Source organism: Flavobacterium gelatinilyticum (assembly GCF_027111295.1).
Classification (GTDB): domain Bacteria; phylum Bacteroidota; class Bacteroidia; order Flavobacteriales; family Flavobacteriaceae; genus Flavobacterium; species Flavobacterium gelatinilyticum.
Window position 1 is genome coordinate 851,074 of sequence record NZ_CP114287.1, and the last position, 25,476, is coordinate 876,549.

At 32.4% G+C, this 25,476-nt stretch carries 29 protein-coding genes and 2 pseudogenes; 15 read left to right on the forward strand and 16 right to left on the reverse strand.

The genetic code is table 11. The features are described from left to right. Window positions 1–100 precede the first annotated feature (100 nt). Complete coding sequence (locus OZP11_RS03610; RefSeq protein ID WP_281233857.1) at window positions 101–1,126, reverse strand: hypothetical protein; 1,026 nt, start codon at window positions 1,124–1,126, stop codon at window positions 101–103. 194 nt (window positions 1,127–1,320) lie between these two features. Here OZP11_RS03610 and OZP11_RS03615 point away from each other — a divergent pair, with 194 nt between their 5' ends. From OZP11_RS03615 to OZP11_RS03665, 12 genes are all read left to right on the forward strand, one after another. After that, complete coding sequence (locus OZP11_RS03615) at window positions 1,321–1,836, forward strand: RNA polymerase sigma factor (RefSeq protein WP_281233858.1); 516 nt, start codon at window positions 1,321–1,323, stop codon at window positions 1,834–1,836. A gap of 51 nt (window positions 1,837–1,887) precedes the next feature. Next, complete coding sequence (locus OZP11_RS03620) at window positions 1,888–2,787, forward strand: FecR family protein (protein ID WP_281233859.1); 900 nt, start codon at window positions 1,888–1,890, stop codon at window positions 2,785–2,787. Between the two features lie 59 nt (window positions 2,788–2,846). Then, entirely contained in the window at window positions 2,847–5,321 is a 2,475-nt protein-coding gene (locus tag OZP11_RS03625) for a TonB-dependent receptor (RefSeq protein WP_281233860.1), read from the forward strand. Between the two features lie 130 nt (window positions 5,322–5,451). Beyond that, window positions 5,452–5,856 (forward strand): OB-fold protein, encoded by a 405-nt coding sequence (locus tag OZP11_RS03630; RefSeq protein ID WP_281233861.1) that lies wholly within the window; start codon window positions 5,452–5,454, stop codon window positions 5,854–5,856. Between the two features lie 6 nt (window positions 5,857–5,862). Beyond that, window positions 5,863–6,705: a DUF5777 family beta-barrel protein gene (locus OZP11_RS03635; RefSeq protein ID WP_281233862.1), complete on the forward strand. Its 843-nt coding sequence runs from the start codon at window positions 5,863–5,865 to the stop codon at window positions 6,703–6,705. 21 nt (window positions 6,706–6,726) lie between these two features. After that, a complete protein-coding gene (locus tag OZP11_RS03640) occupies window positions 6,727–7,119 on the forward strand; it encodes a cytochrome c family protein (RefSeq protein WP_281233863.1) in 393 nt (130 codons plus the stop codon). A 5-nt stretch (window positions 7,120–7,124) separates the two neighbouring features. After that, complete coding sequence (locus tag OZP11_RS03645; protein ID WP_281233864.1) at window positions 7,125–7,676, forward strand: YceI family protein; 552 nt, start codon at window positions 7,125–7,127, stop codon at window positions 7,674–7,676. Window positions 7,677–7,768: 92 nt separating this feature from the next. Then, window positions 7,769–8,164, forward strand: coding sequence for a hypothetical protein (locus tag OZP11_RS03650; RefSeq protein ID WP_281233865.1), 396 nt, complete (start codon window positions 7,769–7,771; stop codon window positions 8,162–8,164). 281 nt (window positions 8,165–8,445) lie between these two features. Then, a complete protein-coding gene (locus OZP11_RS24925) occupies window positions 8,446–8,607 on the forward strand; it encodes a carbonic anhydrase (RefSeq protein ID WP_432419659.1) in 162 nt (53 codons plus the stop codon). Continuing rightward, window positions 8,561–8,791 carry a carbonic anhydrase gene (locus tag OZP11_RS03655; RefSeq protein ID WP_281233866.1) on the forward strand — a complete coding sequence of 77 codons (231 nt, stop codon included), beginning with the start codon at window positions 8,561–8,563 and terminating at the stop codon, window positions 8,789–8,791. Before OZP11_RS24925 ends, OZP11_RS03655 begins: the two co-directional genes overlap by 47 nt. Window positions 8,792–8,797: 6 nt before the next feature. Beyond that, complete coding sequence (locus tag OZP11_RS03660) at window positions 8,798–9,577, forward strand: DUF2490 domain-containing protein (protein WP_281233867.1); 780 nt, start codon at window positions 8,798–8,800, stop codon at window positions 9,575–9,577. A gap of 15 nt (window positions 9,578–9,592) precedes the next feature. Continuing rightward, on the forward strand, window positions 9,593–9,832 hold the full coding sequence (locus OZP11_RS03665; RefSeq protein WP_281235499.1) for a helix-turn-helix domain-containing protein: 240 nt from the start codon (window positions 9,593–9,595) through the stop codon (window positions 9,830–9,832). 147 nt (window positions 9,833–9,979) lie between these two features. On the opposite strand, the gene OZP11_RS03670 is transcribed toward OZP11_RS03665, so the two are convergent. Next, window positions 9,980–10,636, reverse strand: coding sequence for an outer membrane beta-barrel protein (locus OZP11_RS03670; protein WP_281233868.1), 657 nt, complete (start codon window positions 10,634–10,636; stop codon window positions 9,980–9,982). Between the two features lie 593 nt (window positions 10,637–11,229). Between OZP11_RS03670 and OZP11_RS03675 the strand changes: the two genes are divergently transcribed. Together OZP11_RS03675 and OZP11_RS03680 are read left to right on the forward strand one after the other, a co-directional pair. Next, window positions 11,230–13,188 (forward strand): LTA synthase family protein, encoded by a 1,959-nt coding sequence (locus OZP11_RS03675; RefSeq protein ID WP_281233869.1) that lies wholly within the window; start codon window positions 11,230–11,232, stop codon window positions 13,186–13,188. A 3-nt stretch (window positions 13,189–13,191) separates the two neighbouring features. Next, a complete protein-coding gene (locus OZP11_RS03680; protein ID WP_281233870.1) occupies window positions 13,192–14,070 on the forward strand; it encodes a diacylglycerol/lipid kinase family protein in 879 nt (292 codons plus the stop codon). A gap of 190 nt (window positions 14,071–14,260) precedes the next feature. On the opposite strand, the gene OZP11_RS03685 is transcribed toward OZP11_RS03680, so the two are convergent. Further along, on the reverse strand, window positions 14,261–14,821 hold the full coding sequence (locus OZP11_RS03685; protein ID WP_281233871.1) for a hypothetical protein: 561 nt from the start codon (window positions 14,819–14,821) through the stop codon (window positions 14,261–14,263). Between the two features lie 184 nt (window positions 14,822–15,005). Here OZP11_RS03685 and OZP11_RS03690 point away from each other — a divergent pair, with 184 nt between their 5' ends. Continuing rightward, window positions 15,006–15,410, forward strand: coding sequence for a helix-turn-helix domain-containing protein (locus OZP11_RS03690; RefSeq protein ID WP_281233872.1), 405 nt, complete (start codon window positions 15,006–15,008; stop codon window positions 15,408–15,410). Between the two features lie 97 nt (window positions 15,411–15,507). Here the strand turns inward: OZP11_RS03690 and OZP11_RS03695 are convergent, their stop codons facing one another. The 13 genes and pseudogenes from OZP11_RS03695 to OZP11_RS03760 all read right to left on the reverse strand — a co-directional run bounded on the left by OZP11_RS03695 (window position 15,508) and on the right by OZP11_RS03760 (window position 25,457). Further along, window positions 15,508–16,086: a hypothetical protein gene (locus tag OZP11_RS03695; protein WP_281233873.1), complete on the reverse strand. Its 579-nt coding sequence runs from the start codon at window positions 16,084–16,086 to the stop codon at window positions 15,508–15,510. A 309-nt stretch (window positions 16,087–16,395) separates the two neighbouring features. After that, window positions 16,396–16,920 (reverse strand): hypothetical protein, encoded by a 525-nt coding sequence (locus tag OZP11_RS03700; protein ID WP_281233874.1) that lies wholly within the window; start codon window positions 16,918–16,920, stop codon window positions 16,396–16,398. A gap of 101 nt (window positions 16,921–17,021) precedes the next feature. After that, the gene (locus OZP11_RS03705) at window positions 17,022–17,627 is read right to left on the reverse strand and encodes a hypothetical protein (RefSeq protein ID WP_281233875.1); all 606 of its coding nucleotides are present in this window, start codon (window positions 17,625–17,627) and stop codon (window positions 17,022–17,024) included. A gap of 58 nt (window positions 17,628–17,685) precedes the next feature. Next, entirely contained in the window at window positions 17,686–17,910 is a 225-nt protein-coding gene (locus OZP11_RS03710; RefSeq protein WP_281233876.1) for a hypothetical protein, read from the reverse strand. Between the two features lie 42 nt (window positions 17,911–17,952). Then, complete coding sequence (locus OZP11_RS03715; RefSeq protein ID WP_281233877.1) at window positions 17,953–18,564, reverse strand: hypothetical protein; 612 nt, start codon at window positions 18,562–18,564, stop codon at window positions 17,953–17,955. Between the two features lie 364 nt (window positions 18,565–18,928). After that, window positions 18,929–19,594, reverse strand: a complete 666-nt coding sequence (locus OZP11_RS03720; protein ID WP_281233878.1) for a hypothetical protein — start codon at window positions 19,592–19,594, stop codon at window positions 18,929–18,931. Window positions 19,595–19,944: 350 nt separating this feature from the next. After that, entirely contained in the window at window positions 19,945–20,436 is a 492-nt protein-coding gene (locus OZP11_RS03725) for a hypothetical protein (RefSeq protein WP_281233879.1), read from the reverse strand. A gap of 157 nt (window positions 20,437–20,593) precedes the next feature. Beyond that, window positions 20,594–21,153 (reverse strand): annotated as a pseudogene (locus OZP11_RS03730) (REP-associated tyrosine transposase). Window positions 21,154–21,429: 276 nt separating this feature from the next. Continuing rightward, window positions 21,430–21,828 (reverse strand): hypothetical protein, encoded by a 399-nt coding sequence (locus OZP11_RS03735; RefSeq protein WP_281233881.1) that lies wholly within the window; start codon window positions 21,826–21,828, stop codon window positions 21,430–21,432. Window positions 21,829–22,310: 482 nt separating this feature from the next. Then, entirely contained in the window at window positions 22,311–23,450 is a 1,140-nt protein-coding gene (locus OZP11_RS03740) for a hypothetical protein (RefSeq protein WP_281233882.1), read from the reverse strand. A gap of 220 nt (window positions 23,451–23,670) precedes the next feature. Continuing rightward, window positions 23,671–23,781, reverse strand: a pseudogene (locus OZP11_RS24930) (REP-associated tyrosine transposase); the annotation flags it as partial. A 119-nt stretch (window positions 23,782–23,900) separates the two neighbouring features. Then, entirely contained in the window at window positions 23,901–24,389 is a 489-nt protein-coding gene (locus OZP11_RS03750; RefSeq protein ID WP_281233883.1) for a hypothetical protein, read from the reverse strand. A 465-nt stretch (window positions 24,390–24,854) separates the two neighbouring features. Beyond that, a complete protein-coding gene (locus tag OZP11_RS03760) occupies window positions 24,855–25,457 on the reverse strand; it encodes a hypothetical protein (RefSeq protein WP_281233884.1) in 603 nt (200 codons plus the stop codon). Window positions 25,458–25,476 lie beyond the last annotated feature (19 nt).

Sequence of the window (25,476 nt, forward strand, 5' to 3'; positions counted from 1 at the left end):
ATTAAAAGTTAAAACGAAAGTTTTAGCTTTTTTTTTGGCTTTTCCTTATCTCTTTAACCAGTTACTATCTCTAAAAAATAATTGGCAGATGCGACAAAACCTATTTTTTAATAAGATAAAGATAATCTGTTGTATTGCCAACGTTTCGTAAGCGAATCTGCGAATTATTAAACTCGAACAATTTCCAGCTGCTGTTATTTAGTTTACTCAGTAATTCTGAGCTAAAATTTAACTTCAATTCCTTAACGCCATACTGCAGCATATTGCATTCCCATTGGCCAGTTTCAGAAACCCCAGCTTTTGCAGCAATAACAGATTTATCACTTTTAAAAACAAAAGAATAACCATCATAAGAAGCTGTTTGATCTGAACCTTTATAAAAATAAGGAATACTCCAGGAACCATTAGTAATAACGCTTTCAAAGTCAAGCGTTGTGCCATTATTTTCCGGACAATTGTCTATGGCATATTTAATTGCATTTTCAAAGTCAGAATTATTGGTAAGCAATTTATTCAGACCATTATAATCTACAATTGAAATGGGATATTTTAAAGAAATATACTGGCTGTCAGTCAAGTTTTTTATAAAATTAAAAAAAATCTGATCGCTTGTAATCGACACCGAACTTACTGCTTGATTTGCACTGTTGTAAACATCAATCGTAATGGGATAATTGATATTTAATCCGTTGATTTTCGATAAAAGATCGGGATAAAGATTCCAGTAATCAATCAAATCATCAAAATCACTCTGATTAGGAATAAATTTTTCGATGTAATTATAATACACCATCGTTACCGGAAAATTTATTTTCACGATATCATCATCAGTATCGCTGGCATTAATAGTATCCCATACTTTTTGGTAATCGGCAGTAGAATTAAGTGCAATCTGTGTGTTATTTACTGTAACCGTGTATGGAAATTTTAAGGCACAATAGCTTGATCCGTCAATTATATTGTCTTGTACAGTAGGAACCATGGCTACTCGCTGCAGATAAGAAGTAAGCGGAGAAACCTTCGTTACCGTATCTTGATTATTAGAGCTTTGCTCGTTAATTTCATCTTGACAAGATCCTAAAAAAAGAAAAGGTACCAGTAATAAATATTTTCTTAGAGACAGCATATTTTGATTTTTACAAAGGTAACAAAATTTAGAAATTGTTTTTTCTAATTAATAAATCAAGGATTTCAGTTTCCCCTTAATACTAAATTATCAAAAGCCAATAGCATTTATTCTTAAATAAAACAATCTCATTTGGTTCTACCCTACTTAAATTAAAAACAAATACTTTTGCATTTTCCAAACCACAAACCTAAATGCCAAACAAGCCCGAATCAAACACTTGTGACGAAATAATTTTTTCGTCTTTTTTCAAAAGCCAGATCAAAGCACTACGTAATTTCCTTTTTTACAAATTCGGCGATATGCAAAAGGCCGAAGATGCAGCGCAGGAAGCTTTTTTAAAACTTTGGCAGAATTGTTCTTCGGTTCCGCTCGAAAAGGCAAAATCTTATGTGTACACCATTGCAAAAAATAGCAGCCTGAATGAAATCGCTCATCAAAAAGTGGTACTCAAATACGAAAACGATTTTACAGGTTTGGATAAAACCAATCAGACTCCTGAATATATTTTGGAAGAAAAACAATTTCAGAACAAACTTTTAAAAGCAATCGAAAATTTAAACGAGAAACAACGTGTTGCTTTCTTAATGCACAGAATTGACGGAAAAAAATACAGCGAAATTGCCGAAGATCTAAATATCAGCGTAAAAGCGGTAGAAAAACGCATTCATCTAGCTTTGTTACGCTTACGTAAAGAAATTGATCTCTAAAAAGTAGGGTAAATTTAGTCCTAACTGTTTTAATAACATAATACCGGTACAATGAAAAAGAATCACTTACTGGCCAAATGGCTTAACGATGATTTGACTGAAGAAGAATTAGCTGCTTTTAAAGCCAGTCCAGATTTTGAAAAATATCAAAGAATTAAAAATTATACAGATCATTTAACAGTGGATGATTTGGACGAAAATGCTATGCTGGCTTCTATTTTGAAACAGAAAAAAGAAGTTCCAAAAGTAATTCCGTTATACAAAACAGGGTTGTTCCGTGCGGCGGCGATTTTTATTCTGGCTCTCGGAATTACACTTGCTTTTAATATGCTGGTCCCTCAGACTGAAACAGCGGGTTTTGCAGAAAAAAACGCTTTTTCTCTGCCTGATAATTCTGAAGTGGTTCTAAACTCCGGTTCTGAAATTCAATATAAAAAATGGAACTGGAACCAAAACAGACATCTCGAACTACAAGGAGAAGCTTATTTTAAAGCAGCAAAAGGAAAACGTTTTGAAGTAGAAACCAAACTGGGAAAAGTAACCGTTTTAGGAACACAGTTTAATGTTAAGGTTAGAAAAAACAGGTTTGATGTTGTTTGTTATGAAGGGCGTGTAAAAGTGAATTATGCAGACAAACAAATTCTTTTGACCCATGGTCAGGCTGTAAGTTTTCAGAATGGAAATCAAATTCAAATGGAAACCAATTCGCTAAAACCGGAATGGATTGACCATCAGATCAGTTTTTACAAAGAAAACATCAGAACTATTTTGGATGAAGTTGAAAGACAGTATAACATTAGTATTGAGCTGAAAACTAAAGACACAACCTCTTTATTTACAGGAAAATTACCTGCTGAAAATCTCGATACTGCATTGCAGATTCTAAGTACAACCTATAACTTGAAAATTCAAAAAATCTCGAACCATAAAATAATTATCGACGCAAAATAATGCTGCGCCCAAAGCAATACCGTTTTTTGTTTTGCATTTTTTTCTATGTCCTAAATTTATTGGGACAAGAGAAAGGAAAAGCTGTGCCCTTCAGTAAAATTATTATTGATATTGAACAACAACATCACATAAGTTTTAATTATCTCGAAGATAATGTGACAGGACTAAAATTAAGTCCACCAAACAAATCACTTTCTCTGGAACAAAAACTCCGCTATCTTTCTCAAAACACTGATTTGTCATTTGAAAACATTGACAACAAATTCATCAATGTCTATAAAAGGAAAGACAAAACCCCAATAATCTGCGGATATGTTTTTTCTTCATTAGACAAAAAACCTATTGAGGGAGCCAATCTCAATTTAGCTGGAAAAATTTATGCTTCAACTAATTCAGACGGTTATTTTGAATTTGAGAAAACCGATAAAAACTCGCTTGTAATAAGTCATGTGGGATTTTGTTCCAAAAGAATTTCAATTGGGAATACTGATTCAAAAAACTGCCTGAAATTACTCTTGGAACCAGAAGTTACAGAATTAAAAGAAATCAAAGCCGGATCTATTCTTGCTTCCGGTATTTCTAAAAATACAGACGGATCATTTGAAATAAAACCTAAGAAATTTGGTATTCTTCCGGGACTTATTGAACCAGATGCTTTGCAAGCCATGCAGCAGATTCCGGGGGTAAACAGCATCGATGAAAGCGTTTCAAGCATTAACGTACGCGGCGGAACACATGATCAGAATTTGTTTTTATGGAACGGAATCCGAATGTTTCAAACTGGTCATTTTTTCGGTTTGATTTCTGTCTTTAATCCAAATTTGGCACACACGATTTCGATTTACAAAAATGGAAGTTCTGCTTTTTTTGGCGAAAGTGTATCGAGTGTGGTTGCTATTTCCAGCACTCCTCAAACAGAAGAAAAAAACAGTTTCAGCGCGGGAATCAATATGATCAATGCCGATGTTTATGGAAAATACAATCTTTCTAAAAAGAGTTTTATCGAAATCTCTGCCCGAAAATCGATTACTGATTTTGTAGAAACACCTACTTATAAAGAATATTTCAATAAAGTATTTCAAAATACCACTATTACTGACTTCAATCAAAAACAGAATGTCGATTATCGAAGCGACAAGAAATTTGGTTTTTATGATGCTACTTTCAAATATTTCCAAAAAATAGGAGCCAAAGATCAGCTCATACTTGATTTGATAACGATACAGGACAATCTGGAAGTTTTCCAGAGCGCAACAGTTTACAATATTTTAAGATCTGAAAACAGCAATTTACGTCAACAGAACTACGGTGGTAATTTATCATGGAAAAGAAACTGGAACAGCTTTAATACAACAAAAATCAACATTTACAATTCTTCCTATGAACTTCTGGGGAATCAGGAAAACAGTATCGGAAATCAGATTGCAATTCAGGAAAATACCGTTAACAATAACGGAATCAATTTAGAAAATCAACATGTTCTGAATTCTAAATTTGTTCTAAGTGACGGTTATCAATTTAATGAAATCGGTATTACCAATTTAGAACGTGTAAACAATCCTGAATTTTATCGTAAAGTAAAAGATGTCCTAAGAACACACGCTTTAATTTTTGAAGGAAAATATAATGATACGATCAGCAGATTATATTTTAAAGCCGGAGCACGAATTAATTATATTGAAAAATTTCAAAAATGCATTGTTGAACCGCGGGTTCAGTTTAATTATGGTATCAACAAAAACCTCAATCTTGAATTGTTAGGAGAACTCAAAAGCCAAAATTCGCAGCAGATTATCGATTTGCAGAAAGATTATTTCGGAATCGAAAAAAGACGTTGGATTGTATCTAATAATACAACAGTTCCCATTCAGAGAAGCAGACAGCTGTCTTTAAGTTTATTCTACAAAAAGAATGACTGGCTTTTGGATATCGAGAATTTTTATAAAAGAGTAAACGGCATTATCACTGCGAGTCAGGGTTTTCAGAATCAGTTAGAATTTGTACGAACAACGGGAGATTATGAAGTATTAGGAACAGAAATTCTAATTCAGAAAAAACTGCATCACTTTCTGACCTGGCTGAGTTATACTTTTAATGATAACAACTATGATTTTCCTAATTATGAATTTCAAAGATTTCCAAACAATTTTGAGTTATCTCACACGCTTTCATGGGCGGTAATGTACGAGAAAAACAATTTCAAAATTGCTTTGGGAACCAGATGGTCTTCCGGAAGGCCTAAAACCTCTACAGACAATTCCAGTATAAATCCTTCAGACCCAGTTTTGGTTTACAACAGACCTAACAATACCAATCTTCATGTTTTTTCGCAGGTTAACCTTTCTTCAACATACAAATGGGAAACAGCTAAAGGGATTGAATACAAAATAGGATTATCTATTTTGAATATCTTAAATCGAAAAAACGAAATAGGCGAATATTACCGAATTAGCTCGCTAACCAATTCTATTGAAGAAGTTGAAACTTTTGCACTGCAAAGAACTCCAAATGTGAGTTTTAGAGTTTCTTTATAAACTGCACCATACAAACATAAAAAAGTGTTTGTATCCTTTTTTATTTTTTTCCTGATAAAATCACATTTTTTTGGTAGGGTAATCTGCATGATACCTGTTTTACTATTAAACCCATCAAAAAAAATTGAAAATGAAAAGAAAAAAAGCAGTCACACTCCTTGCCGTTTTGCTTCTGATCGTTTCGGGAGGTATCTATTTGTATTACGGTTTTCTTTTTAAAGAAGCCCGTAACATCGCAGCAGAAAATCCGGAAACCAGCATAACGGCAGCGGCACTAATTGAGGATTACAATTCCGATCCTAAAAAAGCAGATTTAAAATACCTTAACAAAACTATCGAGGTAACAGGTAAAGTAACCAAAGAAACAGATTCTGTTATGATACTTGAAAATACTGTTTTCTGCCTTTTTACTCAAAAAACCAAACACAATCTCCTAAGTTCTAATGCAGTCATTAAAGGAAAATGCATTGGTTATGACGAGCTATTTCAGGAAATCAAATTAGACCAGTGTACGATTAAAAATCCAAACAATTAACCATTTATGAAAAAACTCTTAATCCCTTTTTGCTTCTTTATGGCCACTATGGCTTATTCGCAGGACGATTTACTCAAAAGCCTTGATTCTACGCAGGTAGATGCCAATTACTCTACAGCAACTTTTAAAGCCTTGCAGCTGGTAACCTTACAAACAACAAAAATGCCCGCAAAAAAGGAATTTTACTTTGTTGTTTCGCATCGTTTTGGTACTGTAAAAGATGGTCTTGACAGCTTCTTTGGTCTGGATAATGCTACTACAAAACTGGGCGGTATTTATGGAATTACAGATTGGCTTTCTGCCAGTCTTTCAAGACATACTTTAAACAAAATGTATGAAACAGGTTTAAAATACCGATTGGTCAGACAATACGATCATTTTCCTGTAGATATTGTGGGATATAGCGTTGCCGATATTAATACTTTTTTAGAAAAAGATCAATATCCGGGTTTAGAATTTAAACATCGCGTGACTTTCGTACAGCAAGTATTGATTTCAAGAAAATTCAGCGAAAAATTCTCACTTGAATTAGTGCCTTCGTTTATACACAAAAATCTTTACAATCCTGAAATTGAAAGAGATAATCAGTTTTCTTTCGGAGGAGGCGGACGCTATAAAATCACTAAAAGATTGTCTGTAAACTTAGAGTACATGCACAATTTTGATAAACCTGATTTTTACAAAAACCCTTTGTCAGTGGGTCTTGACATAGAAACTGGCGGACACGTTTTCCAGCTTATTTTCACTAATTCACAATCAATGAGCGAAAGCGGATACATTACTAATGCATCTGGAGACTGGGGCAAAGGTGACTTCTTCTTCGGATTTAACTTATACAGAGTATTTTAATTAACCACAAAAAAACAAATTATGAAAAAGGTATTAGCACTAACAATTTTAATGGCAATATTTACGAGCTGCAGTGATTCAGACACTTATCAGGAAATCGAAACACCGCCAACAACAGGAACACCAGATCCAGACCCAAATCCTGAGCCTGCAACTGCAGTAACCTATACTAAAAATGTAAAATCAATTATCGACGCTAATTGCATTGGCTGTCATCAAAGCGGAAGATCTGCAGGCTTCAGACCATTGACAACGTATGCTGAAGTAAAAGCTGCCGTTGAAAACGCAAACTTATTAGGCAGAATACAGCTCCAAACGGGTCAACAAGGTATTATGCCTCAAGGAGGAAGAATGTCTCAGACCAATATTGATTTGATTGTAAAATGGAACACAGACGGATTAAAAGAAAATTAATTGCTATGAAAAAAGTATTTTTTAGCTGCTTAATGATGTTCCTTTTGATTGGAATAAACAGTACGTCAGCACAAAAACTAATAACAAAAACCGGAAATATCAAGTTTCAGGCTTCTATGCCATCTTATGAAGAAGTTGCGGCCGAAAACAAAAGTGTTTCTGCAATATTAGATCAAACAACAGGAGATTTTGCATCTTTGGTACTTATAAAAGGCTTCCGTTTTAAAGTGGCTTTGATGGAAGAACATTTCAATGAAAATTATATGGAATCCGAAAAGTTCTCAAAAGCTTCATTAAAAGGAAAAATAATCGATTTTGATATTTCTAAAATTACCAATACCCCAAAAAACTTTACTCTAAAAGGAGATCTTACTATTCACGGCAAAACAAATCCCGTAACCATTACAGTAAAAATTTCAAAAGCGGCTAATGGGATCACCATTAATGGTTCATTTGAAGCAAAACCGGAAGATTACAACATTGAAATTCCAGGTTTGGTGAGAAAGAAAATTGCTGATAAAGTCAAAATTGATTACAGCTTTTTAATGACTAAATAAATGTCTTCTAAATACATCATTGGACATTTTTAATAGAGGCCGGTTTCATACTTAGCCGGCCTCTTTTTTACCACTAACCTAACCCGCTTTTTATGATTTGGAAAAATTATACCGTTATAGGTGAAGATGTAGATGATGTTATGGTAATGCAAAACACCGCTTATGTCTCTTATACCATACGATTACTGTATCGGTTTTTATATGAGAACGGACTTTCCAGAGAGAAACTTAGAACACTAAATCTGGGTATTCAACAAGGAAATCATGGATTGATCTGTTATAAAAATCTAATGTTTACCGAGCCTTTTTTAGTTGAAATGAACCAGTTCAACATTGAAGATAAAATGAATTTTAAAAGTACTTTTTTCAATTCGAAGAACGAATGCTGTGCCGAAATCAACAGCGAAGTACAATGGTTTGATTCTATCAACATGAAAATTATTGCAACCCCAAAACATATTCTTCAACATTTTACAATAAAAAGCTAGAATTTCCTCAACAGAAACCTTATCCGTTCAGGATACTGCTAATGGAATAATCAAATTAAAAATCTTGTAATACGACAGGAGCGGATACCTTTTGTACATTTATTTAGTGTATTTTAGCGCGGAAACCGATAACTCTTAATAATTAAAATAAACATTTTTTGGAAGATTATGTTTATGGACAGCCCGTCTCTGCCTAACAGCTGCTGACGGGTTTTATTTTATAGCAAGACATATTTTTTGTTTTGCTATAGAATTTAATGCTGATTATTTTACTTAATACTATGGAGTTTGCCTGTAAAGTTTCAGACGCAAAACTAGTTTTAATAATGGGACACCAGCACTGCCGGGCTATTAAAGGTCCAATTGATGATGTAAAATTGGACAAATATTACCGCCATGCTTTCAAAAATAAAACCTGCCGCAGCAATGAGCCTGGATTTTAAAGGTGAAAAAACATCCCAAAATGAAAATTTTATTAAACTTGTGTCAGAAAATAACGTAATTTACACTGTGGATCAAATTCGTAAAAAAAGCCCAATTCTTAAAGAAATGGAAGAGAAAGGAGAAATAAAAATTGCAGGTGTATTTTATAATTTGACAGATGGAACACTTGAATTTTTAAAATAATTATGAATGGATAAAAAATTATTGGTCTTCATTTTTTTAGTCGGCAGTTTACAAGCTGCAATCGCGCAGAATAATCGTATTAATACAAACAACACCATTGGATGGTACAATTTTTTTGGGACATTTAAAATCTCAGAAAAATTTGGAATACATACAGAATACCAATGGAGAAGAAATGAAATGATTACCGAATGGCAGCAAAGCCTGCTGCGGGTTGGTATCAATTACAACTTAAATTCAAGAGTTCAGTTCAGAGCTGGTTATGGCTGGATCGAAACCTATCCTTATGGAGAAATACCTCTCAATGGAATGGGAAGAGATTTTACAGAACATAGAATTTTTGAAATGGTGCAGCTGAATCATAGAGAAGGAATCGTTGACCTCTCGCATAGATTCATGTTAGAACAAAGATTTGTAGGCAGATATAGTTCAATAGATCAGACATCAGAAGACGAATTTCCGTTATTAAACAGAATTCGATATATGATCAGGGTTCAGGTGCCTTTAAAAGGAAAAGAGATTAAAGATAAAACACCGTATTTAGCTTTTTATGATGAAATTTTTATTGGATTTGGAAAAAATGTAAATATGAACGTTTTTGATCAGAACAGAATTGGAGTTCTATTAGGTTACAGGTTTAATAAAAATATAAGAATTGAAGGAGGTTACCTCAATCAAACCGTACAGCTGGGAAGACAGATAGAAGGCAGAAATGTTTTTCAAAATAATAATGGATTTATATTGAATACCAATTTAAATTTTGACCTCAGTAAAACCAACAAATAAAACTACAGACTAAATATTTCTGCCAAATATTTAAGTGACCTCTTAAAGATAGAAACAGATAAGACTGCCCTTGAACTGATTCACCTTCATATTATAAACGAAGCAAAAAAACTCTTGTTAGATCAAAGCACCTCCATTTCTGAAATTGCCCATACCCTTGGTTTTGAAAACCTTCCTTATTTTTCAAGACTTTTTAAAAAAGAAACAGGACAAACTCCTATGAAATACCGTCAATCCATAAAACATAAACAATAGATAGCTTTATTTTTAAAGACTAACGAGAAAGTTGCTTCTGATTTTTCTTTAAGAATTGCTTTAATTTTCGAAAAAAAGCCCGAGAGATTTCACGGGCTTTTTCGAAAATATCTTAAAGTAAAAATGAAATATTATACTTTGCAATTATCATTTGCTGAAATCATAACTAATGACAGCTCCAAGTCCGAATTGAAATGTCGAAGCATAATCCGTAACTGCCACTGCTCCCCAGTAATAATCCCAATAGTAATCATATCCAACAGCGGCCGACATAGACTGCAGATAAGCATTTAGGTTAATAGACAACGGCGAACTGGTTTTTACTTTAACACCCGCTTTTACTTCCCAGGCAAAATAAGTCCCGTTGCCGCTTTTTGGTGTTTCAAGAATTGCCACACCCGCCCCTGCCCCAAGAAACGGAAGCGCTTTTTGAGAACTTGAACCAAAATAATAGGTATAGTCAGCCAATATATAATTTATAGCACCTTTATCATCTCCTGCATTAATCTGAGTTCCTGCAGGAATAATATTGGCTCCATTCGTTAAAGGAACTTTTGTATACAAAGGCATCCTTGTATCGAGCCTGTTGTATTTTAGTTCTATAGACGCATTATTCATAATAAAATACTCCAGACCTGCGCCATACTCAAAACCATCTTCGACCCTTGCGTATGACGAGTCAAAATCTACTTTATCAGAAAAGGTATAACCTCCATAGAGATTAAGCAGAAATGAATGGGCGTTTTGTGCAGAAGCTGCCATTGAGAAAAAAAAGATTGCAGCTAAAAAATAATACTTTTTCATAATTTTTATTTTTAATTAAACAATTTTACGTTCGCAGCCTATCAGTTTAATGTGATATCTGATAACTTCCATGTTTCATCAAACCATGAGACTGCAATGGTCCATATAATCCAGAATCAAAGAGACCTTTTTTCACTTCTTACTTCGCTTTCTTTTTTGCAGACTGCAAAGGCAGAAATTTAGAAATACTTTTTTCATAGTAAATAACTTTAAGGTTGACGATTTGTTTATTTATTCCCAAAATTATCTTACAAAAATAATTTTCAGTAAAAATGAGTCCTTCATTAGGTTGCAAATTACAAGATGCAACCATTTTATTGTAAAATGAGACAAGCTGATAGAAGTATATGCAAAGTCTTCTGCAATCACAAAATTTTCATTCCGGCTGTATTTCAGTATCTGGAAATAGCTTTTTTAACTTCCGCACCGCTTAAATCTCACCCAAATTCACTTCCTGTCAGCATTACGAAAAACAAATAAGATTTAATTTTTTTAAGATACGATTTTTCTTATATTTGCATGATAATTTTGAATTAAAATTCTGTATTTAATCATTTTACCACATAGATCTAATACATTATTTATAAAAAATTATGCAGAAATTATTGTTATCCCGCAGCAGGTACGCTGTATTGTTCTATTTTTTAATTTGGTTTTTTATTCTTTCACTAATCTTAAGAATTAGTTTCTTTATCTGGCAGTACAACGAGGTATCCTGGAATATTCCGGATTTTTTAAGAACAATCTTTACAGGGTTATTCTTCGATATCGGAACCCTGTCTTTCCTTCTCATTCCTGCATTTCTTTACTACTCTTTAATGCCTGACAGGTGGATTGGCTCTATTGCAGATAAAATCATTATATATTTCTTTACCTTTCTTGGCATTTTTATACTTGTTTTTACATTTTTTGCCGAACTTACATTTTGGGATGAATTTAAAACCCGTTTTAACTTCATTGCCGTAGATTATTTAATCTACACACATGAAGTTGTGGCCAATATAGAAGAGTCCTATCCGCTTCCGTTATTAATTGGAGGAGTTCTGGTATTAACATTCTTTTTTCTTTTTGTATTTTATAAAAGAGAAGCATTCGCAAATGCTTTCAACTCTAAAGCAAGATTAAAAACACGCATTACAGCTCTGGCCGTTGCTGCTTCAATTGCGGTTTCCTTTGGTTTTAAAGTTTATAATTATCAGGCCGAATGGTCTCCCAACCGATATAATTCTGAAATTTCCAAATCAGGAATCTATTCCTTTTTTGCAGCTTTTAGAAACAACCAGATGAAATTTACTGATTTCTACACCTCGATAGATAATGATAAAGCATTTGGAATTATTAAATCGAAACTGACCGATTCACAAACGGTGTATACTGGTCCCGGATATTCCATCCATCGAAAAATAACGGACAGTATTGGCTCTGCAGAACGCAAAAATGTCGTTTTTATACTTGTTGAAAGCCTCAGTGCCAGTTTTCTTAAAGAGTTTGGAAACAAAGAAAACATTACGCCTTTTTTGGATAGTCTGGCTCAGAAAAGTATATTTTTTGAAAACCTTTATGCTACGGGAACCCGTACGGTAAGAGGCATGGAGGCCGTAACATTATCCATTCCGCCTACTCCGGGACAATCCATTGTAAAACGTCCTGAGAACCAAAATCTCTATACAATCTCAAATGTATTTAATGAGAAAAACTATCACTGTAACTTTTTCTACGGAGGAGACGGTTATTTTGATAATATGAATGCTTATTTCGGAGGCAACGGTTTTACAATCTACGACCGCGGACGCGGCAGTGTGCTGAGTGATAAGATAAAAACCGTTCGTCACAATATTGAGGACAGCGAAATTACTTTTGAAAATGCTTGGGGAACCTGCGACGGGGATATTTTTGACAAAATGCTTAAAACGGCAGACCAGCATCATAAGGACAATAAACCTTTCTTTAATTTTGTCATGACCACATCCAACCACAGGCCTTATACTTATCCTTCGGGCAAAATTGATATTCCATCAGGAACAGGTCGTGAAGGCGCCGTAAAATATACCGATTTTGCTCTCAGCGAGTTGTTCAGGAAAGCGGCTTTAAAACCGTGGTTTAAAAATACGGTTTTTGTGATCATTGCAGACCACTGTGCCAGCAGCGCAGGAAAAGACGAAATTGATGTAGCCAATTACCACATTCCCGCCTTTATTGTAAACCTTCCTGAAAGCTATAATCAGAAAATTGCAAAACAATGTTCGCAGATTGATTTGTGGCCTACCCTGTTCTCTATTTTTAACTGGAATTACGAATCTGATTTTTTTGGAAAAAATGTACTCGACCCGAATTTTGAACAAAGAGCATTTATGGGAACATACCGCAAACTGGTACTCATGAAAAATGAAAAAGTGATGATTCTTTCTGATCAGAAAAAGCAGGCTTTTTATTCCTGGGATAAAAAAGACAACAGCCTAAAACCGCTTCCTATGGACAATGAATTTCTGGAAGAAACTATTTCGTGGTACCAGACTGCAGATTACCTTTTTACCAACAAACTTTTGAAGTAGATCATGATATATATACATTTTATAATAAACCCAATATCGGGCAGCGGAAAACACAATCTTTCACAATCGTATCTTCTGAAGCATTTTCCTTCTGATAAATACCTGATTGAGGCAGATTACACCAACTCTAAAAAGCATGCCATAGAACTTACCGAAAAAGCCATAAAACAAAAACCTGATTATATTATTGCCTGCGGAGGCGACGGCACGATTAACGAAGTGGCATCCTGTATGGTAGGCACTGATATTGTATTAGGAATTTTACCCGTAGGATCCGGAAATGGACTGGCATCAAACTTAAATATTCCGCGAAAAATAAAAAGGGCAATTGATATTATCAAAAACGGAAAAACAGATTGCATTGATGTGGGGAAAATCAACGAACATTATTTTTTTAGTAATACAGGCGTTGGTATTGATGCTTTAATTATACAGAAATATGAAAATTCAGGTAACAGAAAGCTTTCCTCTTATATTAAAGCTGCCCTTTCTGCCAGTTTTCAATACGAAGCGGCACCTGCCAGTATTTCTTTTGACGGAAAAGAAATTAACGTGAATCCCTTTATGCTGTTTATCTCAAATTCGAACGAAATGGGATATAAAATGAGCCTTACGCCAAAAGCCAGCCTCAGCGACGGTTTACTTGACATGGTTGTTATTCCTGAACTTTCATTTTTAGAAAAAATGCTTTTGGGCACGTATGTTCTGGGACGTTCTATTGAGAAATTTAAAAAGGCTGAACATTACGCTGTTAAAAATGTAAAAATAAAAATACCCGAAAAGATTTTTATAAATACCCAGATAGATGGAGAAATTCATGCTATAAAAACCAACAAAATTAACGTAAGCATACTGCCAAAAAGTTTGAAAGTGCTGGTTTAGTTTTCGGATTAAACAACACAAAGATCAAATTAAGGCAAAGCCTGAATAGTAACCAGTAAATATTCATTTTAAAGATGCACTAAACTACCAAAAAGAAGCTCCCTGACCTCTTTGTAACTGCATAATTATTATGAATCAGAAGTCAGGAGACATTCGCAGAAAGATACCGATAAACTCTTTGATCAGCAGTTTATTCCGTTACTGAAACAATGTGAATCGTTCTCCTGATTTTTTCTACACTTCTTTCTCTTATAAATTCAGCTGCATCGAGCATTTTGATAAAATACAGATAACACGTCGTGAGGTCAGAATAAGGATCTCCTGTATGCGGAGACAATGAAAACTCAAGAGTTTGGTATAGAAATAATTCAAAATCTTCGAGAGTTTTTTCCTCAAATGCTTTTTGAAATACAATAAAAGGATTCTCGTATTCATCGTTTGTCAAGGATGAAAAATGAAAAACCGTTTCGGAACGTAAAGAAGCTTTAACTTTCCATTTTTTGCTTTTCTTTTGCAGACAATATCCAACTTTAAGAAAAAACCTAAAAGCAGAATACAACACAAAAACATCCGATGGATTGTGCTGTTTGCAGACTTTTGTTTTACAGCTGTAAATTACCGCTTCGTTTAAATTCTGTTTATAATAATCAAGACGCGCAAAGGCAAAAAAAGCATCAATTGCCTTAAACGGATTTCCTGAGTCAAACCCTGCCCAAAATCCGGTTTCGAAGGATACATCATTCTTTTTCATAGTAAGTAGGTTTAAAATTCAGAAGCGAAATTCTACTCTTTCGAAAAGATAAACTATTCTAAAAACAGATATATTATCCTACAAAAATAGATGCGTTTTTAGAGTATATTTTTCTATCTTTGAAACTCAGGATTTTTAAACTATACGGCTTTATTTTTGAGCTTTTAGAAAATTGATATTAATTATGGAACAGAAAATACATCAGGGAAGAAACGTAAAACGTTTTAGAGAAATGCTTAACATAAAGCAGGAAGCATTGGCTTATGATTTGGGCGAAGACTGGAACCAAAAGAAAATTTCGATGCTGGAGCAGAAAGACGTAATCGAAGATAATCTGCTGAAACAAATCTCAGCTGTATTGAAAATTCCTGTTGAGGCTTTTCAGAATTTTGATGAAGAGCAAGCGATCAATATTATTTCTAATACTTTTCATGACGAAGCATTCATCGGTAATTCTGGTGGTACTTATAATGTTAATCCATTGCAAGAAATTTTAAAGCTTCATGAAGAAAAGATCGCTTTGTATGAAAGGATGTTAAAGGAGAAAGAGGAAATGATGGTTAAGCTTGAGAAGTTGATTGGTAAGTAATTATTTTTAAAAATATATTGATTTTGGAAAGAGGCTTTTTCTTAAAGTCTCTTTTTTTTTTTGAGTATTATCTAAAATTTAGCCATTCTATATAATATTATAACGGAATTATTGGTTCAGCATTTTGATAATATTCGAAACCAGTCCATGTGAAATCAGTCTTATCTGAATTTCCTATATCTTCTGGATAAATATCAGATTGATAATCTACCTCATCATATATCATATATAAAGTTCCATCATTATTGATATAGTCAAATTTATATTTAAGTTCTCCATTCTCATAATAGTATTTTTCTGTTTCCTCTGGAATAAAAACATTTCCTTCTAATTTATATCTACAATAGCAAATAGTTTCTCCAATTGAATTATATACTAAAATTCTTTTATATGCCAATATGCTATTATTATAACTTAAATAGTCTTTAACCTTATGGCCATTAACTAAATGCTCATATTCAAATGAAACTCCAGGGTTTGTCAACAAAATAGTATCTATTTGTGATTGAGAAGTAACATAAAAAGAAGTATTGACCAATAATCCATTTTGATATCGTTCTTTTTTAAAGGGCAAATTATTTTCTAAATAAACTTTAAAATATTCTTGAAGATTATTTACTTGTGAATAACTTATCTCGTTGCCAAGATAGTTATTGTATTTAATTGATGTACTCATGTTATTCTTTATTATAGTTATATGATGGTGAGATATAAAAATTACTATCCTTAATAATTATTGAAATATTTACACGTTATCCCCCCACCCGTAAACATATGGTTTATATTGAGAAGTACGTTTAAAATAATTATCTTTTAGAACCCGATCGCGCGGATTTGTAATCCGTGCCGCAAGTTGAGTAAACGCAACAGTTTAGCATTTCAAAATAAATATAACAAAACAACATCTAAATCATTTTCTAAACCAGAATAATTCCTTGCCGAACTAAAATAATAATCTTCCCTCCCGCTGGCGCGAGCGTAAGAGCTAAAATTTACTTTTTAATTGAGCAACATATTGAGTTTCTGTTAAATTGAAATCATTAGGTTCCAATACCAAAGTAAATGTTATATTATTCAAGGTAATTAAATAGTATATATCTGATGTTGGCCATCTTTTATATTGTAGTGGGTTGGCTTTTATTGCGGTAAATGCCTGACCAATTATGGTTTTATAACAATCCCCTGCATGACATTGTTCTTTAAAATTCTTTAGCTCTATTAAAAAATCTCTCAAACCTAAGGTAGGCACTTCGTATCTTTCTACTTTGTCAAAGTCTCCGTACCGAGATATTGTAGTATCGGAAGATACATAAAAAAAATCTGTACCCCAATTCAAATAATCTAACTGTCCTGCAATAACTGCATTTAATTCTCCTAAAGTTTCTGTTATATGGCTTAAACTCATATCTGATAAAGCTGATGCCTGATTTAAATCTGAAGTACTTACTCCAATCATTACCTCTCTATTTATTGAATATTTTGTTACAAGTATCTGATATTCATACATCATAATATATTGTTTATACTTTACGTTCACGAGCGGGACGCTCGCGCCAGCGGAGGGGGATATATCTGAGTGATCGGGATATATCTGCGCGCTCGCGGGGTATTTTAAATTATAATAATTCCATCAGGCACAGCTGGTTCTGCATTTAAGTAATATGAGGAGTATTGATTCCACTGTTCAAAATTTGGCATTAGACTTAATTCATCAGATCTAAGAGGCTCGTAAAAGCCTAAGGACAAATTTAAAACTGATACATACAGCAATTCGCCTGAAGTATGATAGTAAAATTCTAACTCATATCCATCGGAATCTTCATAAAATTTAACCGTTTGATTATAAATAGATAAATTAGTTTCTTTATCAATATCTTGAATCATGAAGCAAAATTCTTCATTATTAACAATGGTCAAATCTTTGTTTTGTAGTATTCCGTTGAGGTATTCAAAACAAAAATGTTTGAAATAATTATTATTAACCTTTTCCACTTCAATTATGATAATACTACCTTTACTATTTGTTGCCAATATGTCTGTATGATAAGCTCCTCTGTCAATATAGAATTCTACAACGCTTAATTTATTTTTATCATAAAGTTCTTTTTTCAAGATCTTATTATTGTCATCTTTAAAAACTTTGTAATACAAGTCCATAGATGTAATTTGCTGTTCTGTTACTGATTTATTTACTAAATTGCTATATATTGTCTTCATTCTTGTAAATTTAAAATAATGTATGGAGGTGTTCCTTGTTTATCTAAAGAAGCATCTTTTATAGTAATATCAAATTTTGGATCATCTTCACTATAACTAATGATGATATATAATACGGATTTTTTATATCATCCTTTATTCTAAATGTTTTTTTGTTCTCTGAAGTATATTTAATAATTGTTACTCCATAAATGATTTGTCTATTTTTGTAATTAATTTTAATCTTTTCACTCTCTTTTCTGTACTGCTCTTTCTTTCTTCCTTTACCAGCTTCTTCAGACATCCCGATCGCGCGGATTTGTAATCAGTGTCTACAAAAAACTTATTATAGCTTAAAATTACTTTTCCTTTTTATCTTTATTACTTTTTCTTTTTTAATTTCTCTTTTAACCAAATTTAAATTTGGCTTATGTAATTTTTCATCAAAGGAATTTTGTATTGCACGAAAGGTTGCTGCTTCATATGCAATAAGTCTTGCTTCAGTTGGATGATAACTAGTATCAATAATTTCAAAAATAAATTTTTTAAGATCTCCTCTCTCCTTTTCTATAAAGTCAATAAATAGATTGGCGACCTTATCAACACAATCTCTATAAACTTTAGGTAATACTTTCTCATTTACGCTCCAGACTACTTCTGAATTATTCTTAGCAGAAGAATAAAGTTTAAATTTCACATGCCCATAACGATCACTTCCAGAAATCATTATACAAGTACCTTCTCCATTAAGTTCTAAATTATCTTGAATTATTCTGTTTTTATCAAAACTTTCAAATTTTTCGAAATACTCATTCCTTTCTAATTCCTCTCGTGAATATACTATATTGGCGTTTACAGCAGAGGATTCCTTAGCAACTTCTTCAATAGAGATTACTTTTACTTCCTTGCTTTTAGTCTTTATAAACTTAAAGTTTTTAAATAAATCAAATATTTTCATACTAGAAAGCAGTTTATTTTCTGTTATCTCAAAATTAGTAAAACTATCTATTTTTTCGTTTTAAAAACTTATAAAACAAAAAGAAACTGATCGCGCAGATTTGCAATCCGTGCCCGCAAAGTTGAGTAAACGCAACAGTTTAGCATTTCAAAATAAATATAACAAAACAACATCTAAATCATTTTCTAAACCAGAATAATTCCTTGCCGAACTAAAATACTAATCTTCTGGTGAACTAACAGTTTTATCTTTTAATTGATTATTGTGAATATCACTTTGCGGGCACAGATTACAAATCTGTGCTATCGTTGCTGAGATATATCTGCGCGATAGGGAAATATATCTTCGCGATAGGGAATTTTACTCATAGTTGGAAATTTGGAATAAATGGTTCAAAATTTAAAAAATAGTCTCTCATTTCTTGATTCATGAGATTTAAGATGTAACCGCCTTCATTTTCTTCTAAAAATCGTTCCAAAGTTTTGTATGGTTTTATAAACAATTCCGTATTTGTCCAAGCACTAAATGAGCCATCACTTTTATGTCCGAATATGATATGATCTCCATTCTTAAAAGTACCATCTATTTCACCATCAGAAATTAAATTTTTGTTACTCAAATTGAATATTTTTGAACAGCCTCTAGAAGGTTGATTATCGGCATCAAAACCAATTGATGCAATTTCTTCTCCCTTACTATTAAAAACAATTTTACCGTAGGAATTGCTTAATACTCCATTTTGGTAATAGTTTTTTCTCCAAACATTATACCCGTTGATTTGCTCAAAGTTGCTGAATATGCCCCATCTATGAGTATTGTCAATTTTGGTTATGACATCAGTAATATTTTCTAAAGAATCCATAAAATAGTGACCTTCATTAATAGTGTTTTCTTCTAAATAATGAATTTTTGTTTTTAATTCATTGGTAATAAGATCATATTCTAATTTATAATATTCTGATAAATTATTCTTTTGCAATTCAGTTATTACTGTACCAAAAGAATTTTGATATTGTGTTTTAGTACTCATTATTAATTTGTTTAATATTTAAATTTCATCATTGGCAAAATACCCCCGATCACGCGGATTTGCAATCCGTGCCCACAAAGTTGAGTAAACGCAACAGTTTGGCATTTCAAAATAAATATAACAAAACAACATCTAAATCATTTTCTAAACCAGAATAATTCCTTGCCTAACTAAAATAATAATCTTCCGGCCGCACTAAAAAATATGTGCTATCGTTGCGGAGATATATCTGCGCTATCTGGTTCAATTTATATCAATTTTTAAAAACTTTTTCAGGTAAGTATTCAAACTTTTTACAGAACAAGACAACTTTACGTTCACGAGCGGGGCGCTCGCGCTAGCGGGGGATTTTAAAGAACATATATTATGAGAGGCTGATTTACAGATAAGGAATGTTGGAGAGCTGTTTTTAAAAGATTCATATAGTGCGCAAGTGATTCCCCATCACTATGGGAAAAATCATTTTCAAATACCCCAAAAAATCTTAAAAAAGGAGTAGTAGAATCATATAAATTAATGAAATTAGAAATTCCTTTATATTGTTTTAATAAATCTTGCTTTTCATTATTTAAAGCAGGTATTAAATCATTTTCTATAAAAGTAATTGCTTCTAGAATATCTGAAGTTACAAAATGTGCTTCTAAATCATTAGAAGTTAAATTTCCTTCTGATAATTCATAATTAAACCTATATGCCCATTCAGTCAGAGTAGCATCAAATAGTTTTTTTGCTTTTGTTGAATTTAATGTCACAGCATAATACATACATAACGCAAAAGTTCCTAAATCAAAATGAATTTCTTCATCGTTATATTCGAAAAATATTGCTCTAGATTTTTCCATGTTTTAAAATTTATTTTTTAATGATTGATATGTACTTTCAATTAAAGCTTCTTTTGTGGTATTTAATATTTCTGGATGGATTTTTTGAAAATCTTCCGGATCGCGCGGATTTGCAATCCGTGCCCACAAAGTTGAGTAAACGCAACAGTTTGGCATTTCAAAATAAATATAATAAAGCAACATCTAAATCATTTTCTGAAACCTGAATAATCCCTTCCTTGCCGAACTAAAATAGTAATCTTCTGGTGAACTAACAGTTTTATCTTTTACTGGATTATTGTGGATATATTCTACTTTTTGCTTAATGAACTTATTGCTGTAAATATGTTCTGCATGATAACCGTTTTGCCAAACTTTATAAGTCTGATTTTTTTTAAAATGCTCACATGCTTTTTGAAAATATTCCAGCATCCATTCTCTTCTGCTTTCGGGTTCATCGATTATAGTCTGTATTATTTTTTTGGATGTAAATTTTTTAAAATCCCTAATAATATCCGATAATACAAAACCATCCGTTCCTTTGCACAACAAATGGATATGACTGCTCATGATACAATAAGCATAAATTTCTAAGCCTTTATTTTCCTGACAATATTTTAAAGCATTTATTAAAACATTTTTTTGATTTAGTCGAGTAAATATATCTATCCAGCCTACAGCAGTTATAGTTATAAAATATGCCTCATCAGTTGTTGTTGCTTTGTATCTTGTCGACATTGTCTTTTTCTTACAAAAACAAACAAAATCAAAGTAAGAAAATTAGCTCTTTTTGTAAACTATTGACGAAATCGCTTTGCGGGCACAGATTACAAATCTGCGCGATCGTTGCGGAGATATATCTGCGCGATCGGGTTCGGGTTGCAGAAAAGTTTATAAAAATATGCTCCAGTTTTATCTCCAAATTTGTATTTTCTGCTCATTATTTTTTTGAGCTAATATAAGAAATACTTTACGTTCACGAGCGAGACGTTCGCGCTAGCGGGGGCGATCGGGTTATCTATTAGAGAGCCAATTTGGATTTGGTATAGTTTGTAAAAAAGTCTTCCATTCCTGTAAAATTTGCAAAAAGTCTGAAATAGGTACTTCCACTGGTTTTCCAGTTGTATTGAAAACAGCTCTAAAGGGAGGCGACTTTATCTCAACACTTTCATCTTGATTTCCTCCCCAAATATTGTAACCCTCAAAAGGTATATTCAAATCTAAATTTAAAGAGGTAATATCGTCTATGATTTCTTGCGTTAATTGAATCCCATTTGGCTCGAGAAAACTCGCTATTTCATGATTTTTTGAATGACCATTAATTAATGAAACACCAATGCTTGGTTTTATAGTTACACCATCTGCTAATGTCCATATATGAAAATTTAGATTATATTGATTTGCTATACTCATAAAATATGATGATTTTAAAATTTATTGAAATTCAAAATAAGGATAATGATTATTAAAAGGTTGTTGTAAATTATATCTATGATAATTTACATGTTTTATCATAACAGGAGTGCCGTCTAATAAATTGCTTCCCGATCGCGCGGATTTGCAATCCGTGCCCACAAAGTTGAGTAAACGCAACAGTTTGGCATTTCAAAATAAATATAACAAAACAACATCTAAATCATTTTCTAAACCAGAATAATTCCTTGCCGAACTAAAATAATAATCTTCCGGCCGCACTAAAAAATATGTGCTATCGTTGCGGAGATATATCTGCGATATCTGGTTCAATTTATATCAATTTTTAAAAACTTTTTCACGTAAGTATTCAAACTTTTTACAGAACAAGACAACTTTACGTTCACGAGCGGGGCGCTCGCGCTAGCGGATGATGCCAATTTCTCATTATTATTTTTTTTATTTTATTTGCTGTGTTAGCATTAATTATTATACGTATTTGTGAAAAATAAATGATCATTTGTTTTGTCAATTTCCACATTATCCAAAGCTCCTAAACCTATGCCTGATTGAGAGTTTTTTGGAATTACAAAAAAGGCACTAAATATTTTATCATCGTCTAATGAAGAGAGTCTATCATTATTAGAATTAGGATCAATACCTGAATAATAATGTTTAAAATCTTCTTTTTGAGTATCAAAATAGGATACGTCAATGTTTCTAAAAGTGCTTAAATTATAATGTTTAGTGTCTTCTGAATTTTTATTGTTTCCATAGAATTTTTCTGCATTAAATGGTTTCTCTGCAAAGTATTCTAATGTTCTTATCGTCAAGGCTGACACAATCAAATTTATTTCTCTAAGTTTTTTTATTTCTGGACAATTGAACCTTTTAAATTTGGTACCGTCTTTCTTTTGGAATATGTACACTTTGTCATTATGCTGGCGTGTAAGCGCATCAAAGCCATCTACTAAATGTCCAGATTCATTGTCAATTGCATAACTTTCATAGTCATATTGGCCAAATTGCTCACTTTTATACATTTCTTCAATTGATAAATTTTTTATTGATTCTTTTATTTTATCATCATTTAAGAAACGATCTCTGTCAAGTTTGTTTATAATGGCAATATGATAGGGATCTTCAACATAGAGGTAACGAAAAGTGGATTTTGACTTTTTTGTTGACGAATTTTTAACTCTTTTTAAAGTTTGTGGCTCTAATTGATAATTGTATTTCTTGCCCTGATTGCAACAATTATCTTTAGTTAAAACAATTTTCTCAAAGCTATAAGAAACATTCAAAGGATCATAAAGCCTCAGCTTCAACTTTTCAGGTAATGCCTCTAAGTTTTGATACCCCTTTTCATTATATTTTTTGTGATAAGCCATGATTGTATTATACCCAGCAGGTATTTTATCAAAATAATAGAACTTACCTTTCTTGTTGTACAAGCCAATGATCGGAGGGATTTCAAAACCTTCAAGAGTTACTTTTGCGTCATCAATGTTTTTGCCCGTTTCAGCATCCTCAAGATAGATTTTTATTTGATGTGCCTCCTTTTGCTGAGCATAGATGAACAATGATAAGAAAGAGAAAACAAGTGTAAATAACTGTTTCATAGTAGTGGTATTGTTAAATTGATTTGAGATTATTATACCTCAAAAGGCTTTTTGGTTTAGTATAGAAGCTTATCAAAGCTAATTTAAAACAATAATCAAAATCTAATCATTTTACATCATACTCTTATTAAAATAAGTGATAAAGTTTTCTAATGAACCCGTTAGCGCAGATTTGCAATCTGTGCCCGTAAAGTTGAGTAATCGGAACAGTTAAGCGTTTTAATAAAACAACATCTAAATCATTTTCTAAGTCTGAATAATTCCTTGCTGAACTAAAATAATAATCTTCCGCAGAACTAACAATTTTATCTTTTACTGGATTATTATGAATATCACTTTGCGGGCACAAATTGCAAATCTGCACTATCGTTTAGAGAATATATCTGCGCTATCGGGTCGGGGTCATAACTAATATTAGTAAGATCGTCAATTAAGTCTCCTGCTTCATGGTTAATCTTGGTAACTTATAATGATTGGAGTATTGAGATCTAGAGATTCTTGTAGAAGTTCTTTTATTTCAATCAACATATCAATATAATAATCAACATATTCCGGTACATGATCATAATTTATGTTTAAATTAAAACTCCAATCATTCCCATTATTAACTTCATTCTTTAAATTATCAAAACCGCCATATTTTTCCCATATATTCAGTGTTTCATTTTGTAATGATGGAATAACTTGATTTGATATTGATTGAATACTTTCTTCAATATCGCCTGAATCAAAATGTGCAGACATATCATTAAAAGCATTTAGATTTCCAATACCTAAATGGTTTTCTAATCTAAAAGCTATTTCTTTTTCTAATAAAAAATAAAGTTTAGTAGCTAAATCATAGTTAATATTCTTTATGTAAAAAAGTAATGTGCTTAATTCGTCTTTTCTGAAATAAGTATCTATATTTCCTATTTTGTATCTAATATCTAGTGGCATAGTATTTTTTTTAATCTGTTATAATTTCCGATCGCGCGGATTTGCAATCCGTGCCCACAAAGTTGAGTAAACGCAACAGTTTGGCATTTCAAAATAAATATAACAAAACAACATCTAAATCATTTTCTAAACCAGAATAATTCCTTGCCGAACTAAAATAATAATCTTCCACTGAACGAACAATTTTATCTTTTAATTGATTATTGTGAATATCGCTTTGCGGGCACAGATTACAAATCTGCGCTATCGTTGCGGAGATATATCTGCGTGATCGGGTTTGTAATCCGTGCCCGCAACAGTAAGAACACAAAACAAATCATTCAAACAAAAATTACACAAAGTAATATGCTTTTCTATACTTACAACGAGAAACTTACCAATCTTTGCGGGCACAGATTGCAAATCTGCGCTATCGTTGCTGAGATATATCTGCGCGCTCGGGGTCGCTCGCGCTCGCGGGGTATTTTAAACTATAATAATTCCATCAGGTACAGCTGGCTCTGCATTTAAATAATATGATGAATATTGATTCCACCATTCGAAATTTGGGACTAAGCCTAATTCACTAGGTCTGTATTGTTCATAAAATTTGATTGTATCATTTATGACAAAAATAGAAGCTAATTCTCCTGAAGAATAGTACATAAATTCAAACTGATAACCATTTACTTCATCATCATAATATTTGTATGTTTTGCCATATAAAGGTAAATTAGTCTCCATATCTAAATCTTGGGTCATTATCAACATATCTTTAAAATTAATGATCTCAATTCCTTTTTCTTTCAATATACTATCGCGATACAGAAAGCTGTAATGTCTGGTATAATTAAAATCAATATCTTCTATTTCTGTAATTTTTAATAAATTTGAGTTTTGAACAAGAAGTTCTTCATGGGAAAAACCTTTATCGATATAATAAAAAGTATCCTTGAGAATTTTATCGTCGTAATATTCAACTTTTCTAAGTTTATTATTTTCTTTGAATGTTTTTTTAAAAGAGTAAGCAGAAGAGACTTGTTGCTCTGTAAGAGGGATTCCGTGTAAATTAGTGAACGTTATTTCCATTTGCATTAGTTTATATGTT